The sequence below is a fragment of the Aeromonas sp. ASNIH2 genome (assembly GCF_002934795.1).
In the GTDB taxonomy this organism is placed as follows: domain Bacteria; phylum Pseudomonadota; class Gammaproteobacteria; order Enterobacterales; family Aeromonadaceae; genus Aeromonas; species Aeromonas caviae.
Map to the genome: position 1 here is coordinate 177,147 of NZ_CP026406.1, position 16,737 is coordinate 193,883.

Consider the following 16,737-nt stretch of genomic DNA (forward strand, 5'->3'; position numbering starts at 1 on the left):
ACAAGGGCCCCCAACCGGCAGGTGCGGGGGCCTTTTTCGTGAGTGGCAATCACCCCCTATTGCCTCTTTCTGCTCCCCCAGTGATCCCGACCGTATGGTGCTTCGTTAAGGAGGCAGAGAGAAACCAAGGGCATCAACAGGGCCGCCACATGCACCTCAAACCCCATCTTCCCGAGAAGATCTGTCCCGTCTGCCAACGTCCTTTTGCCTGGCGGCGCAAGTGGGCCCGCTGCTGGCAGGAAGTGCGTTATTGCAGCGAACGTTGCCGTCGTCGAAAGGAGCACCCCTGATGGAGCTGCGCCTCATTCTCGGGGATCAACTGAACGCAGGTCACAGCTGGTTTCGCACGCAGGATCCCGCTGTCTGCTACCTGATGGCGGAGCTGCGCCAGGAGACGGACTACTGCCGCCACCATCGCCAGAAGGTGCTCGCCTTCTTTGCCGCCATGCGCGCCTTCGCCGCCGCCCTCACCAAGGCGGGCCACCGGGTCTGCTACCTGACTCTCGATGAGAGCGCCCCCTGGCCCGATTTGCCGAGCTTGCTGGCGGCCCAGCTCGAAGCGCATCAGGCCGAGCGCTTCGCCTGGCAGAGCCCGGACGAGTGGCGCCTTGCAAGCCAGCTGACCCAGTGGGCCTCAGGCCTTGCCATCCCGACCGCTGAGGTGGACAGCGAACATTTTCTCACCCCCCGCGATGGCTGGCGACGCTACCCCCACAGCCGGATGGAGTTCTTCTACCGCGCCCTGCGAAAGCAGTACCGGGTATTGCTCGATGAGCGCGGCCAACCCCTTGGGGGGCGCTGGAACTTCGATGCCGAGAATCGCGCCAAATTGCCGGCGAGCCAACCCATCCCGGCGCCCCTCACCTTTGCCAACGAGGTGAGCGACATCGATGCCATGCTGACCCGCCACGGCGTCGCCACCATTGGCAGTGCCGATGCCGACGCCCTGCCCTGGCCCGTCACCCGGCGCCAGAGCCGCACACTGCTTGAACACTTCCTTGCACACTGCCTGCCCCACTTCGGCCGCTATCAGGACGCCCTGAGCGAGCGGGGCTGGAGCCTGTTCCACAGCCGCTTGTCGTTTTCCATGAACAGCAAGATGCTCCATCCCCTCGAGGTGATCCGCGCTGCGCAAGCTCACTGGCAGGCCAATCAGGCCACCATTTCCCTGGCGCAGGTGGAGGGGTTCATCCGCCAGATCCTCGGCTGGCGCGAGTTTGTCCGCGCCCTCTACTGGGAAAAGATGCCCGAGTATCGGCGCACCAACTTTCTCGGGGCCGAGCGCCCCCTGCCCGGTTTTTTCTGGAATGGAGAAACTAGCATGGCCTGCGTGCGTCACGCCCTTCGACAATCTCTGGAGCATGCCTATGCCCACCATATCCAGCGGCTGATGGTGACCGGCAACTTCGCCCTGCTGGCGGGGATCCACCCTGACGAGGTGGATACCTGGTATCTGGGCATCTATGTGGACGCCATCGAGTGGGTGGAGCTGCCCAACACCCGCGGCATGAGCCAGTTTGCCGATGGCGGCCTGATGGGCAGCAAGCCCTACGCCAGCAGCGGCGCCTATCTCGAGCGGATGGGTCACTACTGCAAGGGGTGTCACTATCAGGTGAAGGCCCGCAGCGGGCCGGACAGCTGCCCCTTCAACAGCCTCTATTGGCACTTTCTCTGGCGCAACCGGGACAAACTTGGCAACAACCCTCGCCTCGCCCTGCCTTATGCCAACTGGGATGGCCAAACCACAGAACAGCAGCAAGCCATCCTGACGACGGCAGAGCATCATCTGCTCCACCTGGAGCGGCTCTGAATCGACCGGATTTCATGCCAGAAAGTGAGCAAATGACAACATTGAGAGCCAGTTAACAAAATGTGAATAGCGATAACCACCAATGACATCGACACCAGTTGAATATCCTGTGGCGGCTGATTAAGGTGGAGGCCCCAGTCAAGGAGAGACAAGATGGACATAGTGGTACTCGGTGGTGGCGTGGTCGGTGTGACCAGCGCCTGGTATCTGGCCAAGGCCGGTCACAAGGTGACCCTGCTGGAGCGGCGTGACGGGGTGGCCCTTGAAACCAGCCATGCCAACGCGGGTCAGATCTCCCCGGGTTATGCTTCCCCCTGGGCTGCCCCCGGCATTCCCCTCAAGGCCGCCAAATGGCTGCTGCAAAAGCACGCCCCCTTCACGGTGCGGCCCACCTCGGACCCCTTCCAGCTGCGCTGGATGCTGAAGATGTTCGCCAACTGCACGCCGGCGGCCTATGCGGTCAACAAGGGGCGCATGGTACGGCTGGCCGAATACAGCCGCGACTGCATGAAGCAGTTGCGGGGCGAGCTGGCGCTCGACTACGAAGGGCGCCAGCTCGGCACCCTGCAACTGTTTCGCAGTCAGGCCCAGCTCGATGCCAGCCAGCGCGATATCGCCGTGCTCGAGGAGTACGGCGTCCCCTATCAGTCTCTGAATGCAGACGGCTGCGAGGAGGTCGAGCCCGCCCTGGCAAGGGTGCGTGGCAAGGTGGTGGGCGGCCTGCGCCTGCCGGGGGACGAGACGGGGGATTGCTTCCGCTTCACCCAGGCCCTGGCTGACGAGGCCCGCAAGCTCGGGGTGAGCTTCGTCTTCAACTGCGCCATCGACGAGGTCGAGATCGCGAAGGGACGCGCCGTGGCGGTCCGTGCCGGCGAGCAGCGCTTCCAGGCCGACGCCATCGTCTGTGCCCTCGGCAGTTATGGCACCGGCTTCCTGCGCCCCCTCGGAATTGAGCTCCCCGTCTACCCGGTCAAGGGGTACTCCCTCACCCTGCCGATGACGGATGCCGAGGGTGCCCCGCGCAGCACCGTGCTGGACGAGACCTACAAGGTCGCCATTACCCGCTTCGACGAACGGATCCGGGTGGGCGGCATGGCCGAACTCTCGGGCTTCAACCTGGCGCTCAACCCCAGACGCCACGATACCCTGGCCATGGTGGTGAGGGATCTCTTCCCCCAGGGGGGAAATCTGGAGCAGGCCACCTTCTGGACCGGGCTGCGCCCCATGACGCCGGACGGCACGCCCCTGGTGGGCCCAAGCCCCATTCCCGGGCTCTGGCTCAATACCGGCCACGGCACCCTGGGCTGGACCATGGCGGCAGGATCGGGCCAGTTGCTCAGCGATCTCATCTCGGGCAATACCCCGGATATCAGCGACGAGGGGCTCACCCTGGCCCGCTACGGCTAGGCATTGGCCACCGTCTGTGCAAGTCTGCGAAATAAAGAGGGCGTGCCTGGCACGCCCTCTTTTTTCTTGCCCCCTGGCTATGACGACACCGGGGTCGCCTCCTCGCTCGTCAGTCCGGGTTTCAGGGCCAGGGTGAACAGGGCCGCCACCATGTCGGACTGGGTGATGATGCCCACCAGCTGCTCCCCCTCCACCACCGGCATGTGGTGCAGCCCCCCGTCGGAGAAGGCCTCCACCAGATCGTAGAGAGGCTGGTAGCGCCGCGCCGTCTGCACCTCCCGGGTCATCAGATCCGCCACCTGCTGCTGCTCAAGGGCCTCCTTCGCCCTCGGCTGGTGACCCGCCCGGTCGATCATCAGGTCGTGCAGGGTGATGATGCCGACCAGCCTCTCCCCCTCATCCACCACCGGCAGCGCCTTGATCTGGTGGTGGGAGAGCAGATGCCACGCTTCCATGGCAAGCGCCTGTGGCGTCGTCACGACGAGATCCCGCGACATCACATCCTGGCAACGCACCGTCCCCACTCGCCCCCGCAGGGCGTGAAGCTGGGCCTCCTGCAGCAGCTCCTGCAGATCCTGGCGGCTGATGTCCAGCAGTTCCTCGTGTTTTTGCAGGGCAAAGTCGATGTCCTGGGTGACGAGTCGGGCACTCGGCTGGGGATCCGCCGTCTGGTGGCGATTGGGCGCCACCTTGCCGCCATGGGGATAACGACGCCCCAGAGCGCGGTTGTAGAGCAAGCCCAGACTCAGCAGCAACAGGGAGTTGAGCAGCACCGGCAGCAGCACGTAGCCGACCCCGAGCGCCCGGATCCCCTCGCCGCCGATGACGGCGGTCAAGGCCACGGCGCCGCCGGGCGGGTGCAGGCTGCGGGTGAGGAACATGGCGGCGATGGCCAGCATCACCGCCAGGGCCGAGGCGATAGCCATGTCCGGCACCAGGCTGGCACTCAATACCCCCATCAGGGCCGACACCCCGTTGCCCACAAGGATGGACCAGGGCTGGGCCAGGGGGCTGGCCGGGGCGGCAAACAGCAGCACGGCGGAGGCCCCCATGGGGGCGATGAGCCAGTGCACCTCGAGCCCCAACCCCCAGCGGCACAGCAAGGCGGTGCCGAGCAAGCCGATGAGGGCGCCAAGGGCGCCGTAACAACTCTCTTTGACGCTGGTATTGGTCGATACCGGCAAAAAATCCCTGAACTGCATGGTGCTCCCGCGGACGATAACATTTATTTCAAATGCGCAATTCTAGCCACTTTCCCCCGTCCCACACCAGCCCCCCGCTCCGCCATGGCCATCATCCGCACGCTTTTTCCCTTCTTAACATTGTCTTAAGAGTCCGCTGGCACCCTTTACGCCATCCCAACACTGGAGCCCAACGGTATGACTCACCTCAACGATGCCCTGCGCCGCTTCGACGGCCAACGCCGGGTCTGGACGGCGGGACTGGAGCGAACCCTGCTCGGCTGGCTTGCCAGTCGCAGCGCATTGCCGCCCTCTTCGCAGGCACCCCGCCGGATCCTGGTCATTCGCAGTACCAACCGCATCGGCAACAACCTCTTCCTGCTGCCCTTCCTGCACCAGCTTCATCGCGCCCATCCCCACGCAGAGCTGGAGCTGGTGTGCAGCCCCACCGCCCTGCTCCCCTTCCTGGCCGATCTGCCCCTGCGGCACATTCATCAGATCCGGTTGCAGGGCAGACACCTGCCGGGCGCCCTCTCGGCACTCTCGCGTCTGCGCCGCCAGCACTACGACAGGGTCTACGTCCCCTTCGCCTCCAGTACGGATCACTTCATCGCCGCCTGGGTACAGGCCCGGGAGAAATGCGGCTTCGACGATGGCCACGGGGATCTCATCTTCCCGCGTCCGCGGGCTGCGGACAGTGAGTGCCACTACGCCCACCAGCCCCTGCAACTGCTCGGCATACCGGGCAATCCGGCCGACCCCATCCCCCTTGGCAGCCTGTTGCAGGGGCCAAGCCCGGCCTTGAGTGCGCTGCGACGAGCCCATCCTGGCCGTCCCCTGATCGGCTTTTTCACCGGCGCCCGCAAGGGCAAGGGGCTCTCCCAGCCCCAGTGGCAGCGGTTGCTTGGGGATCTGCGCCGTCACAGCCCGGATGCCCTGCTGATCCAGCTCGCGGATCCCGCCGCCCCCGAGCACCTGCTCGGGGACGTGCACGTTTCCCTTGGCAACATGGGGGAGCTGGCCCGCTTCACGGGCGGCCTCTCCCTCTTCGTCAGCGCCGACACCGGTCCCCTGCACCTGGCTGCCGCCAGCGGTGTGCCCTGTCTTGGCCTCTTTACCCAGACCGACCCCGCCCGCTACGGGTGCCTGGGTGCCCAGCACCTCAATCTGGTGATCGAGGATCGCAATGCCATCCCCCTCGACCAACAGTGGCTGGCCGAGGCGCTCGCAAGCGCCCCTCACCCGGTGACGATGTCGGTTTCCCCCACCCGCTACCAGCCCGCCTCCCACCCCGCCCTGATCCCCCTCTAGGGAGCGGCCATGCAAAAAAGAGGGAAGGCTGTCGCCTTCCCTCTCTCGTCTTGGTGACACTCACCGGGCGCTCGTCCGGGTGAATGGAAGCCCTCAGGCCAGCTCGGCGCGCAGCGCCCGGGTCGCATCGACCATCACCTTCAGGGCTGCGGTGGTCTCTTCCCAGCCGCGGGTCTTGAGGCCGCAGTCCGGGTTCACCCAGAGCCGGTCTGCCGGGATTTGTTGTGCAGCCTTGCGGATGAGGTCTTCAATCCAGCCCTGGCTCGGTACGTTCGGCGAGTGGATGTCGTAGACGCCCGGGCCGATCTCGTTGGGGTAGTTGAAGCGCTCGAACGCTTCGAGCAACTGCATCTGGCTGCGGCTCGTCTCGATGGTGATCACATCCGCGTCCAGCGCCGCCACCGCCTCGATGATGAGGTTGAAGTCGCTGTAACACATGTGGGTGTGGATCTGGGTGCTGTCCACCACCGGGCTTGCGCTCAGGCGGAAGGCGCGCACCGCCCAGTCGAGATAGGCCTGGTGATCCTGCTTGCGCAGGGGCAGCCCTTCGCGGATCGCCGGCTCGTCGATCTGGATGATCTTGATGCCGGCGGCTTCCAAGTCAGCCACCTCGTCGCGAATGGCCAGGCCAATCTGCAGGGCGGACTGCTCGCGGCTCACGTCTTCCCGCGGGAAGGACCAGCAGAGAATGGTCACGGGGCCGGTCAGCATGCCCTTCACCGGCTTGTCGGTCAGGCTCTGGGCAAACTTCGTCCACTCAAGGGTCATGGGGGTCGGACGGTCGATGTCACGGGTGATCACCGGCGGCTTCACGCAGCGGGAGCCATAGCTCTGTACCCAGCCAAAGCGGGTGATGGCAAAGCCGTCCAGCAGCTCCCCGAAATACTCCACCATGTCGTTGCGCTCGGCCTCGCCGTGCACCAGCACGTCCAGCCCGATGGCCTCCTGGCGCTCAATCGCGTCCTTGATCTGGGCCTGGATGCCCGCCTCGTAAGCCTGGTCATCGATGCGCCCGGCACGCCAATCCTGACGCAGCACCCGGATTTCAGAGGTCTGCGGGAAGGAGCCGATGGTGGTGGTGGGCAGGAGCGGCAGCTTCAGATCCGAGCGCTGCGCGTCGGCACGCACCGGGTAGGCGCTCTGGCGATCGAAGTCACTGTTGGTCAGGCTGGCGAGTCGTGACTGCACCGCCTTCTTGTGAACCCGGCTGTCAGACTCCCGATCCACGATGGGCTGGCTGTAAGCCTCGATTTTGTCCAGGGCGCCGCCGTCCAGGTAGTCGGACAGCAGCCCCAGCTCATAGCACTTTTGCAGGGCGAAGGCGAACCAGCTGCGGGTCTGGGGATCCAGCTCGTGCTCCAGGGTCAAATCCACCGGGCTGTGCAGCAAGGAACAGGAGGAGGCCACCCAGAGGCGCTCGCCAAGCTTTTCTTTCAAGGCCTTGAGGGTCGGCGCCAGCTTGGCCAGGTTGGCACGCCAGACGTTGCGGCCGTTGATGACACCCGCCGAGAGTACCCACTGGGCCGGCAGGTGCGGGACCAGGGTCTCGAGCTGCTCGGGGGCAGCCACCAGATCCAGGTGCAGGCCGTCCACCTTCAGACTGGTGATGATGTCCCGCTGATGGGCCACGGACCCGAAGTAGGTGGTGAGCAGCAGCTTGCAGGGGCCGCTCAGGCGCTCATATGCCTTGAGGTAGGCCAGGCGCCACTCGTCCGGCAGGTCCAGCGCCAGGGCTGGCTCGTCGATTTGCACCCACTCCACCCCCTGGGCCGCCAGTTTGGCCAGGATCTCCTGGTAGACGATCAGCAGGCGATCCAGCAGTTCGAGACGGGAGAAGCCGCTCTCTTTCTCCTTGCCAAGCCAGAGGTAGGAGACGGGGCCCAGCAACACCGCCTTGACCGGCAGCCCAAGGGCCTTGGCCTCTTCCACCTCGTCAAAGAGCTGGCTCCAGCCCAGCTTGAAGCGCTGGTCACGGTAAAATTCCGGCACCAGGTAGTGGTAGTTGGTGTTGAACCACTTGGTCATCTCGGCAGCGGCCGCCGCCGGGCCGGTCGGCGCACGGCCACGGGCCACCCGGAACAGGGTGTCGAGGTCGGTGTCGCCGTGGCGGTGACGGGCAGGCACGGCGTCCACCAGCAGGCTGGTACCCAGCACCTGATCGTACCAGGCAAAATCCCCCACCGGCAGCAGGTTGACCCCGGCGGTACGCTGGGCCTGCCAGTGGCGCTCACGCAGGCTCTTGCCCACGGCGACCAGCTCGGCCTGGGTGGTTTCGCCACGCCAGTAGGATTCAAGGGCAAATTTCAGTTCGCGCTTGGCGCCGATACGGGGAAAGCCCAGGGTGTGTGCGAAGGTCATAGGTTCCATTCCTTATGCTCGTTTATCTGATGAGGATCTGGATTGTTTGGCCATCCAGATGTTTACACATCCAAAATGACAAGATAAGGTGGCCTTGGCTATTGAATCCTCTTCAACTGGCTCTCAAGAATTTCTCAACTGACGCACAAAGGAGCAGTGCCATGGTCGCGCCCACCCCATCCAGCCCCCCTCAGAGCAGCAATCTGGGCATCGATCTCAAACACCTGAAGACCATCAGCGCCCTGGCCGAGCAAGGGTCCCTGGCCGGGGCCGCACTCACCCTCAACCTCACCCAGTCCGCCCTCTCCCACCAGCTCAAGGAGCTGGAGACCCGCCTCAATCTGGAGCTGTTTCTTCGAAAAAGCCGCCCTCTGGTGCTGACGGCGGCAGGCCAGCATCTGCTGGCCCTGGCCCGTCAGGTGCTGCCCGCCCTGGCCCAGACCGAGCGCCAGCTGGTCGCCCTGCACAGCGGCGAGGCGGGCAGGCTGCATCTGGCCCTCGATTGCCACAGCTGCATCCAGTGGCTGCTCCCGCTGTTGCCGGACTTTCGCCGCCAGTGGCCCGGCGTGGATCTGGAGGTGGAGTCGGTGCCGGGTTTCGATGCCATCAGTGCCCTGCTTGGCGGCCAGCTCGACCTGCTACTCACCTCGGATGTACAGGCCCGCGGGGATCTTCATTTCGAGCCGCTGTTCGCCTTCGATCTCACCCTGGTGATGGCGCCGGATCACCCCCTCTGCCAGCAGCGGCGCATCACACCGGACGATCTGCGACCGGAGGTGCTGCTGGTCTACCCGGTGGAGCGGGCACGCATGGATGTGTTCAGCCGTTTCCTGCAACCGGCCGGGGTGGAGCCCGCCCGCTGCAAACCGGTGGACAACACCTCGGTCATGCTGCAGATGGCCGCCGCCGGGCTCGGGCTCGCCGCCCTGCCCCGCTGGGCCAGCGAGGAGTTCGTGCGCCAGGGCCTGCTTGAGGCGCGCCCTCTCGGGGAGGGCATTCGCCGCCACATGTATGGCGCCGTGCGCGCCGCCGACAAAGATCAGGCCTGCCTGCAGAGCCTGTTCGAGCGCATCCGCACCCGGATGGCGGCCCAGTAAGCCGGGCACAAAAAAGCCGCCAGGATCAGGCGGCTTTCATCACGGGTTGCCCGCGCAGACGAAGAGTCGGGTATCAGCATTCATCACCCCTCACCCCACCCAGCCTTCGCGGGCAGTTGCCACACAGTTCCCCATCCCGGCGCTTGTAGTGCAGGCAGCAGCGCTGGCGCACATAGCCCGGGAAGGCCTCGTCCCGGGTCAGGCCTGCTTCGCACCAGCCCGTCAGATGTGCCGACGGCAGGCCACAGGATTCAAGCCAGAGGGGAGCATGGGACCTCACCTCCTCCCGACTCACCTCCCCGAAGAAATCGGGCACCCGCACCAGGGCCGCCAGCAGATCGTCCGCCAGGAGCGGGCGCACGAAACCGGGGCGCAGCCGCTGCGCCGTCCCAAGGAGGGTGAACTGCCCCTGCCAGTGCGCCTGGAGTCGCTCCCCGGCCGTCTTGATCAACACGCCGACCTCCCCTTTGATCATGGGCTCGGCCGGCAGGGTAAAGCCCGACACCACGCCGGCCTCATGCCCCTGTCCCAGCCTGTCGAGGGCAGGCACGGCCTGATGGCGGTAGACGGCCACCATGGCGAGATAGATGGATTGCCAGCAGAGCATGCCCCAGCTGCGGGTGAGCCAGTAGGCGGGTCCCGCCTCCGGGTGTGCCTGCTGCCAGTGCGCATGGAGGGCTGCGGCCACCTCGGCCGACGTCGCTCCGGTGGCATCCGTCAGTGGCGGACGCACGTCACCGGCCGCCACCAGGTTCCCCTTGAGGGACGGGATCAGGCTGGCCGCCGCCGCGAACAGGGCCTGGTGATCCGAGACGAGGGCGCGTTCCGCGTCCGCTTTTTCCCGGCCAAGGCCGTGCTCCCGACCAAGGCTGCGCGGCACACCGCGCGCCCTCTCCTCGCCCATTCGTTGAAAGGGCCCCGGGCGCGTGCCGGGGCGCAAGGTCAGAATGCGTATTTGAGTCGCGCCTCCACGCTTCGTTCGGCCCCGAACCAGCAGTTGTTCTGGTCGTAGCAGGAGTAGTAGGTCTTGTTGAACAGGTTGCTGGCGCCAAGCGATACCCCTACCCCTTTCAGGCTTGCGCTGAGGGCGGCGAGATCGTAGGAGGCGGACATGTCCATCAGGAGGTAGTCCGGTACCTTGTCTGTGTTGGCGGCATCCATCTCGGCCTCCCCCACGTAGCGCAGGCCGGCGCCCACTCGCATCCCCTCGAGGTTGCCGCCGGGGTAGTAGTTGCTCCACAGCGACGCCATCTGTCTGGGGACCCAGACCGGCGTCTTGCCCTGCAACGTGGTGGTATCGCGCGTGATCTCCATGTCCATCAGGGTGTAGTTGAGGGCCAGATCCAGCTGGCTGGTGAGATCGGCTCTCCCCTCAAGCTCGATGCCCCTGGAGACCGTCTCCCCGATCTGCAGCTTGGGCCCGTAGACATTGTCCGGGTCCGTCACCAGGGCATTCTTCTTGGTGATGTGGAACGCCGACAGGGTCGCCGTCTTGCCCATGTCGTCGGAGAGGAACTTGACGCCCCCTTCCCACTGATGACCGGTCGCCGGTTTGAACGCCTGACCCTGCTTGTCCGCCCCCGGCACCGGCTCGAAACTCTCGGCATAGCTCGCATAGGGGGAGAAGCCGCCATCCAGCTCATAGATAGCGCCGACACGGAAGGAGAGGTTGTCCTGATCGATGTGGGCCAGGGACTGGCTGTCCGCCCCCTGATAAAGGGTCCGGCTGTCGGTGTCCATCCGGTAGCGGTCGTAGCGGGCGCCGCCGATGGCCACCAGCCGATCGAGGCGCACCTGATCCTGCAGATAGACGCCGGTCTGGGACTGACGGATCACCTTTTTATCCTGGTAGTTGAAAGTGAGTGCCTCTGGGACTATCTGGCTATGGTTCGGGTTGAAAATGTCGATGCTGGGCGCCGAGTAGTCGAGGGTATCCCGGTAGAGGATATGGGCATCCAGGTACTGGTAATCGACCCCGAGCAGCAGGTTGTGCTGGGCAGAGCCCGTCTGCACCTTGCCCGCCAGCTGGTTGTCGATGACAACGCCGCGAGAGTCTTCATCGGTGAGATAGGCGTTGCGGGCCAGGGTGCGGTTGTCCGCCGCCAGGGCCGCGTTGTAGGTGTTGCGCTGATAGGCGGACGCATCCATGTAGCGGGCATTTTGCAGCACCTGCCAGCGCTCGTTGAAGTCGTGGCTCAGCTTGTAGCCCAACAGGGTCACATCCCGGTTGTACTCGTTCCAGTTCTCGTCGCCAAGGAAGGTGTCGCTGCCAAGCTGCCCCAGGGGGTTGGACTTGGCCGAGCCTCTGGCGGGCACAGTGGTGTAGATCCCGGCCTCGGGATCCTTCTGGTAGTAAAGGTTGAGGTTCAGCAGGGTGCGCTCGCCGAGCTGCCAGTCCAGGGACGGCGCAAAGACATAGCGCTCCTCCTTCGAGGTCACCGCCTGGCCATCCTTCTCCCGGGCCAGTCCCACCAGCCGATAGGCGAGCTGCTCGTTGATGGCACCGGTGCTGTCGAGGGTCATCTCCTTGAGGGTGCCCGTGCCGGTCGCCACGCTCACGTTGTGCTTGCTCTCCCGCTGGGGGCGCTTGGCGATGAGGTTGACCATGCCGCCGGGGGGCATGCTGCCATAGAGCACCGATGTCGGCCCCTTGAACACCTCCAGCTGCTCGATGGCCACCGGATCGATCTGGGGTTGCAGGTTCCAGTCGTTGTACTGGAGCAGCAGGCCGTCATAGAAGTTCTGGTAGTTGTCAAAGCCACGGATGTTGAACAGATCCAGCCGATTGACCGCCCCGCCCCGCAGCTCGGTGTTGACGCCGGGCACGTAGCGCAGCGCCTCGCTCACCGAGCTGACACCGCGCAGCGACAGGGTCTCCCCATCCACCACCGAGATGGCCTGGGGCGTCTCGATGGGGTCGAGCCGGGTCTTGGTCGCGGTGTTGCGATAGGTCTGGCCGAGCACGGTCAGGGTCTCGTTGGCGGTGGCGGTATCCTGGCTTTCGGGCGCGGCGGCCTGTACAGAGCCTGCAAGCAGGGTGGAGATGGTCACGGCGACCAGGGTCAAAGGGGGGTGAACAAGCTGCATCTGATCCTCGATTACTTACTGCATGTGAATAGTAACAAATATCATTTGCATTTTATTGTTCTATTTTGCCCCGATATTAACAATTTGGGGCATGTTGGCGGGGAAGCGGGAAAAGCGAGGGTGGCAGGCATGCCATCTCCTATCGGAGGCAACATGGCAACGCCGTCGAGCCTCTCAGGGAGGGCTCATCATGACCGCCTGATGAAGGACACCGCCTTCACTTGCATCGTCAATCGGCAAGTAACCATCACATATTCAGAACATGACAGCATTTTCACCACCATATTCACACTCATCAGACAAGTATGGTCGCGTTCTCCCTCCCCTTGTTGATCCTGGTCAATCGCTATTGATAAAGGAGGCGATAGCATGCCCACCCTTTTATCAGCCCTGATTGAGACAATACCAAGCCATCAGCACACGCCTATGAATGAGACCGCCCACCAAAACCTGCACTGCGATACCCAGCTCAACGTCACCTTCGGAGTCATCATCCTGACCCTGCTTATCGCCCTGATGGCCGTCAGTGTCAGCATCCGGACCTCCGCCGAGCGCAAATACCACAAGGTGGCGGCCATGTTCGTGCACAACATGGCGACCCAGTCCATCGAGCCACAGTTCAAGTCACTGGAGCATGTCCTCTACGAAACGGGCAGTGTCATCGATGAATCAGGCCTGGATGCCTTCCTCAATGAGGGCAACACACCCCTTGGCATCTCCTGATGCAAACGTTGGCGCTCACCCCCTATGTGAAGAGCATCCTGCTCGCCGATCCACAGGGGCGGTTCAACTCCGTCCCCCATCTGCCGGTCGGGGAGCACGTTGATGCCAAGGAGCGCCCCTGGTTTCTCGCGGCCGCCGTGCGAACCCTCTTCGTGCACTACACCGACCACTACACCAGCCAATTCGATGACAAGAGCCGCAGCGTCTCCGTCTCCCGCCCCCTGATCAACAAGGAGGGATTCTTCCTCGGCACCCTGGCCATGAATGTGGATCTCGAGCAGATGAGCTATCCCCTTCGCCAGCTCATGAGCCCTCTCAAGGGGGAGTTCTACCTGGTCGATCGGGCGGGCGACATCCTGCTGCATTCGGATGTGGGGAACCTGTTTCGCCATCGTCTGGACCGCCGTCTCATCGAGCAGATGACCAACGGCGCCGACCACCTCTTCGATGCAAAGTGCCAGACCCACTTCTACTACCACTCCTTCTCCAACCCGGACTGGTTCGTCATCTATGCCGTCAGCAATGCCAGGTTCAAGGAGGTGAGCAGCAGCGAGTCCCACCAGCTCCAGATCACCCTGGTGGGCTGCATGCTGATCTGCCTGCTCTGCTGGTGGTCCTTGCGTCATGTGCTCAGCAAGATGATCTTCGAGATCATCGCCCTGATGCGCACCGGACGCATCCACGCGGGCAAACCGGGGGATCAGTTGCGCCAGGAGATCCAGAACGGCCATCGCCAGATGCTGGAAGCCGTGGAGGCGTCCAACACGGATGCCCTGACGGGTCTGTTCAATCGCCGCTGCTTTGACAAGGCACTCGACGACCAGCTGATCGCCGGCCGCCCTTTCTGTCTGGGGTTGATCGATCTGGACAACTTCAAATCCATCAATGACACCCACGGTCACCCGGTCGGTGACGAGGTCCTGCGGGCGATGGCCCGGGAAGGGCGGCAGATTGCAGGCAAGGAGGCCACCCTCTACCGCTACGGCGGCGAGGAGCTGGCCATCATCATTCCCGGGGAGGACAGCGTCAGAGCACGGAGGCTGATTGAACAGTGGCGTACCCAGGTGGCACAGCGGTTATGGCGCGAACCGGAACTGGTGGTGACCTTCTCTGCCGGGTTGGGACTGTGGCGACAGTAGTCCGCCGAGCAACTGCTGGCGCGGGTCGATCAGGCGCTCTATCAGGCCAAGGATGCCGGCAAGAATCGGGTGCATCATGCCGACTGATCCCCTGGCACAGCGTCTGCGTCTGGCCATCGTGCTCGGGCTCCTCTTGCTGGTCGGCCTCACCGCCCTCAACCTCCTGCAGGCGGCCAGCGGCCTTCGCAAGGACAACGCGCGCAGCCTGAACCATGCCCGGGCCATGATAGAGAGCGCCATCAACGACAGTCAGGCCCTGGTCGAGGCCGCGCGCCCCCTCGCCATGGGCCGCTGCCAGGATGAGCAACTGGCCCTGCGCGACCTCATCACCGCCTCCCCCTATGCGCGGGCACTCTATGTGCTGGAGGGGCAGCAACTGCGCTGTACCACCCTGCACAGGCCCATCCTCACCCGGGATATTCCTCGCGGCCCGGCGGGCAACCAGACGCTGATCCTCGCCAGACACAGCCCCATCACCGGGCAGACCGCCATCCTCTACCGTCAGCCATCCGGCGATCGCACCCTGCTGGTGGAGCTGGACGGCTTCCACATCTTCGGTGCCTTGCAGGCCGTGATGGGGGAGGACAACCTCTTCTTCCTCCTCGGGGACCAGGCCCTCGATGGCCGCGGCAGGACCCTGCCCGCAGCCCGCCTGCTGGAAGGGGGACAACGTCTGCAACAGAGCGAGCCCACCGCTCATCCCTATCGCCTGGTGGCGCTCAACGGTTACAAGGAAGTGCTGGCGTTTGCCTGGGCGTACAACCAGGAGAACCTGCTTGCCGCCCCTGTGCTGGCGTTGTTGCTGGGGCTGCTCACCTTCTATCTGAGGGGACGCAGCGGCTCCCCCCGCAGCGAACTCGCCAGAGCCATGGCGGCCCGGGAGTTCATCCCCCATCTGCAACCCGTGATGGACAGACAGGGGCGCCTGCGCGGTTGTGAAGTGCTGATGCGCTGGCGTCATCCCACACAAGGGATGATTGCCCCCAACCACTTCATCCCCCTCGCGGAGGAGTGCGGCTACATAGTGCCGATGACCCGCCAGTTGATGGCCCAGACCCGGGATTATCTGGTCGGGATGGCCGACAGGCTGCCCCCCGGCTTTCACGTCGCCGTCAATGTCTGCGCCCAGCACTTCAAAAACCAGGACATCGTCGCCGAGTGCCGCGACTTTCTTCGCGCTTTCCCGGGCCAGGATCTGCGCCTGGTGCTCGAGGTGACGGAGCGGGAGATGGTGGATGCGGACGAGCAGACCCGCGCCATCTTCGATGCCCTGGACGAGCTGGGCGTGCTCATCGCCATCGATGACTTTGGCACCGGCCACTCCAGCCTCTGCTATCTGCAGATGTTCCATGTGGACATCATCAAAATCGATCGCAGCTTTATCAAGGGAATGAAAGAGGAAGGCCCCTCCCGCCATATCGTCGAAAACATCCTGGATCTCGCCCATCGCATGGGGCTGGCTCTGGTCGCCGAGGGGGTGGAGACCCAGGAGCAGGTCGAGATGGCACGCCACTATGGCATCGATTACCTGCAGGGCTTCTACTTCGCCAAGCCGCTGCCACCGGCCCAGTTCACTGATCTCCTGACCAGCGCCACACGCCCGGAGCCATCCAGGCTCCATGCCGGGGTGAGCCTCCTTCCCTAACGGGGGGCGACGGGCAGCCAGTACTCCATGGTGGCGTCGGGCTGCTGGCCGTCAAAGCCGGGGGCATAGCGCTCCAGCTCGAAACCGTCCAGCCCCCGGTATGCCGACTCCGGCAGCCAGTGCAGGATGAACCAGTGCAGGCTCTCCCCCAGCTGGGCAATGGGTCCTTTGTGGGTGAGCACGGCATACTCCAGGGCCGGCACGTCGAGACTCGACAGGCCGGGGGGCGTAGGCGCCGCCGTGGCCACTCCGGCCCAGTAAGGCAGCCGCTCCCCTGCCCCCGACACATCCACCACCCCCAGCCACTCCCTCGACAAGTCCAGCGCCCCCGTCTCGCGCAGCGCTCGCCAGATGGCGGGCACCGTCTGCTGAAAATCCGGTGAGGCATCGAACAACCCCCGGATCGTGCCCCTGACTCCCTGCAAGGTGAACACCGGCAGGCTCTCTATGCGCACCTGCACCAGGTTGGGAGAGGCAGAGCGGGGGACCGCCGCCCGCACCAGGGGCGTGCGCAGCCCCAGCCGCAGGCCCCGCTTGCGATACGCCAGCGGCGAGCAGCCAAATTGCTGCTTGAAGGCGCGGCTGAAACTCACTTCGGAGCCAAACCCGTGATCCAGCGCCACATCCAGCACCCGCAGCCGGGTGGAGAGCAGCGCCTCCGCCGCCATGCTCAGCTTCAGCTCGCGCACATAGTGAGCCACCGTCTGGCCCGTCTCATGCAGGAATACCCGTTGCAACTGCCAGCGGGACCAGCAGCTCTGCCGGGCCAGCGCCTCCAGGGAGAGCGGCTGATCCAGATTGGCATGGATGTGGTCGAGCACTCGCTCGATGCGGGTGAGGTGGGCGCGCGCCTCGGGTGCCGGCTCACGGAGTGGGTGGGGAGAAGTCGGTGTCATGATGCGCTTGAGACCACGCCAGCAGAGGGCGCTCTGGCCCGGGAGGGCCACATTAAACAGGGGTGTCGCGCCGACCGCAAGGC

At 64.5% G+C, this 16,737-nt stretch carries 13 protein-coding genes; 8 read left to right on the forward strand and 5 right to left on the reverse strand.

From position 1 onward, the window contains the following. Window positions 1–149: 149 nt before the first annotated feature. The 3 genes from C3F36_RS00870 (at window position 150) to C3F36_RS00880 (ending at window position 3,217) form a co-directional block, all read left to right on the forward strand. Window positions 150–290 (forward strand): DUF2256 domain-containing protein, encoded by a 141-nt coding sequence (locus tag C3F36_RS00870; protein ID WP_080944260.1) that lies wholly within the window; start codon window positions 150–152, stop codon window positions 288–290. Beyond that, a complete protein-coding gene (locus C3F36_RS00875) occupies window positions 290–1,810 on the forward strand; it encodes a cryptochrome/photolyase family protein (RefSeq protein WP_104454267.1) in 1,521 nt (506 codons plus the stop codon). The genes C3F36_RS00870 and C3F36_RS00875 overlap by 1 nt, the downstream gene beginning before the upstream one ends. Window positions 1,811–1,963: 153 nt before the next feature. Further along, the gene (locus C3F36_RS00880; protein ID WP_042882483.1) at window positions 1,964–3,217 is read left to right on the forward strand and encodes a D-amino acid dehydrogenase; all 1,254 of its coding nucleotides are present in this window, start codon (window positions 1,964–1,966) and stop codon (window positions 3,215–3,217) included. A 77-nt stretch (window positions 3,218–3,294) separates the two neighbouring features. Here C3F36_RS00880 and C3F36_RS00885 read toward each other — a convergent pair whose 3' ends face one another. Beyond that, entirely contained in the window at window positions 3,295–4,419 is a 1,125-nt protein-coding gene (locus C3F36_RS00885; RefSeq protein WP_104454268.1) for an HPP family protein, read from the reverse strand. Between the two features lie 177 nt (window positions 4,420–4,596). Here C3F36_RS00885 and C3F36_RS00890 point away from each other — a divergent pair, with 177 nt between their 5' ends. Continuing rightward, window positions 4,597–5,709, forward strand: a complete 1,113-nt coding sequence (locus C3F36_RS00890; protein ID WP_104454269.1) for a glycosyltransferase family 9 protein — start codon at window positions 4,597–4,599, stop codon at window positions 5,707–5,709. Window positions 5,710–5,802: 93 nt separating this feature from the next. Here the strand turns inward: C3F36_RS00890 and metE are convergent, their stop codons facing one another. Next, window positions 5,803–8,067, reverse strand: coding sequence for a 5-methyltetrahydropteroyltriglutamate--homocysteine S-methyltransferase (gene metE / locus C3F36_RS00895; RefSeq protein ID WP_039041274.1), 2,265 nt, complete (start codon window positions 8,065–8,067; stop codon window positions 5,803–5,805). Window positions 8,068–8,228: 161 nt separating this feature from the next. Between metE and C3F36_RS00900 the strand changes: the two genes are divergently transcribed. Next, window positions 8,229–9,164, forward strand: a complete 936-nt coding sequence (locus tag C3F36_RS00900) for a LysR substrate-binding domain-containing protein (RefSeq protein WP_043156436.1) — start codon at window positions 8,229–8,231, stop codon at window positions 9,162–9,164. A 73-nt stretch (window positions 9,165–9,237) separates the two neighbouring features. On the opposite strand, the gene C3F36_RS00905 is transcribed toward C3F36_RS00900, so the two are convergent. Then, window positions 9,238–10,044, reverse strand: a complete 807-nt coding sequence (locus C3F36_RS00905) for a siderophore ferric iron reductase (RefSeq protein ID WP_442778394.1) — start codon at window positions 10,042–10,044, stop codon at window positions 9,238–9,240. A gap of 62 nt (window positions 10,045–10,106) precedes the next feature. Next, a complete protein-coding gene (locus C3F36_RS00910; RefSeq protein ID WP_104454271.1) occupies window positions 10,107–12,251 on the reverse strand; it encodes a TonB-dependent siderophore receptor in 2,145 nt (714 codons plus the stop codon). A 426-nt stretch (window positions 12,252–12,677) separates the two neighbouring features. Between C3F36_RS00910 and C3F36_RS00915 the strand changes: the two genes are divergently transcribed. The 3 genes from C3F36_RS00915 to C3F36_RS00925 all read left to right on the forward strand — a co-directional run bounded on the left by C3F36_RS00915 (window position 12,678) and on the right by C3F36_RS00925 (window position 15,758). After that, entirely contained in the window at window positions 12,678–12,974 is a 297-nt protein-coding gene (locus C3F36_RS00915; RefSeq protein ID WP_104454272.1) for a hypothetical protein, read from the forward strand. Beyond that, entirely contained in the window at window positions 12,974–14,113 is a 1,140-nt protein-coding gene (locus C3F36_RS00920; protein WP_104454273.1) for a sensor domain-containing diguanylate cyclase, read from the forward strand. The genes C3F36_RS00915 and C3F36_RS00920 overlap by 1 nt, the downstream gene beginning before the upstream one ends. A 76-nt stretch (window positions 14,114–14,189) precedes the next feature. Further along, on the forward strand, window positions 14,190–15,758 hold the full coding sequence (locus tag C3F36_RS00925) for an EAL domain-containing protein (protein ID WP_158656057.1): 1,569 nt from the start codon (window positions 14,190–14,192) through the stop codon (window positions 15,756–15,758). Here the strand turns inward: C3F36_RS00925 and C3F36_RS00930 are convergent. After that, complete coding sequence (locus C3F36_RS00930) at window positions 15,755–16,654, reverse strand: AraC family transcriptional regulator (protein ID WP_104455980.1); 900 nt, start codon at window positions 16,652–16,654, stop codon at window positions 15,755–15,757. The two genes, C3F36_RS00925 and C3F36_RS00930, sit on opposite strands and share 4 nt — an antisense overlap. Window positions 16,655–16,737: the final 83 nt, after the last annotated feature.

What these genes read in the sequence shown, in the direction of transcription:
- C3F36_RS00880 (WP_042882483.1), top strand. Translation starts at nt 1,964, where the DNA reads ATGGACATAGTGGTACTCGGTGGTGGCGTGGTCGGTGTGACCAGCGCC.
- metE (WP_039041274.1), bottom strand. Translation starts at nt 8,067, where the DNA reads ATGACCTTCGCACACACCCTGGGCTTTCCCCGTATCGGCGCCAAGCGC.
- C3F36_RS00875 (WP_104454267.1), top strand. Translation starts at nt 290, where the DNA reads ATGGAGCTGCGCCTCATTCTCGGGGATCAACTGAACGCAGGTCACAGC.
- C3F36_RS00870 (WP_080944260.1), top strand. Translation starts at nt 150, where the DNA reads ATGCACCTCAAACCCCATCTTCCCGAGAAGATCTGTCCCGTCTGCCAA.
- C3F36_RS00900 (WP_043156436.1), top strand. Translation starts at nt 8,229, where the DNA reads ATGGTCGCGCCCACCCCATCCAGCCCCCCTCAGAGCAGCAATCTGGGC.
- C3F36_RS00910 (WP_104454271.1), bottom strand. Translation starts at nt 12,251, where the DNA reads ATGCAGCTTGTTCACCCCCCTTTGACCCTGGTCGCCGTGACCATCTCC.
- C3F36_RS00890 (WP_104454269.1), top strand. Translation starts at nt 4,597, where the DNA reads ATGACTCACCTCAACGATGCCCTGCGCCGCTTCGACGGCCAACGCCGG.
- C3F36_RS00885 (WP_104454268.1), bottom strand. Translation starts at nt 4,419, where the DNA reads ATGCAGTTCAGGGATTTTTTGCCGGTATCGACCAATACCAGCGTCAAA.
- C3F36_RS00915 (WP_104454272.1), top strand. Translation starts at nt 12,678, where the DNA reads ATGAATGAGACCGCCCACCAAAACCTGCACTGCGATACCCAGCTCAAC.
- C3F36_RS00925 (WP_158656057.1), top strand. Translation starts at nt 14,190, where the DNA reads ATGCCGACTGATCCCCTGGCACAGCGTCTGCGTCTGGCCATCGTGCTC.
- C3F36_RS00920 (WP_104454273.1), top strand. Translation starts at nt 12,974, where the DNA reads ATGCAAACGTTGGCGCTCACCCCCTATGTGAAGAGCATCCTGCTCGCC.
- C3F36_RS00930 (WP_104455980.1), bottom strand. Translation starts at nt 16,654, where the DNA reads ATGACACCGACTTCTCCCCACCCACTCCGTGAGCCGGCACCCGAGGCG.